The following is a 244-nucleotide window of genomic DNA, read 5'->3' as shown; positions in this document are numbered from 1 at the left end:
AATAAAAGCAGTAAACCGTATAAACCGGCCTGCGCCAGACGGCGGCCATCAATATTATCGATGTAAGAGGTGAGATAACCGACCGAGACAATGCCGATCACCTGATTACTGGCATCCAGAATCGGGGCTTTGCTGCGCAATGAAACGCCGATGCCGCCCTGACGTACGGAAATGATGGTTTTACCGGCCAGCACACCGGCGTTATCACCGCCAATCATCGGCAGGTCTATGCGCTCCGGAGATT

General features: G+C 53.3%; 1 protein-coding gene. It reads right to left on the bottom strand.

What is annotated here, in order from left to right; genetic code table 11:
• A partial coding sequence (locus ACPYOM_RS23505) for a hypothetical protein (RefSeq protein WP_481347831.1) occupies window positions 1-244 on the bottom strand: 244 nt, incomplete at both ends.

This window comes from Monashia sp. HAY1-2A (assembly GCF_056755315.1).
Note: the sequence above shows the minus strand (reverse complement) of the source record. Positions and strands in the feature narration are given on the sequence as shown.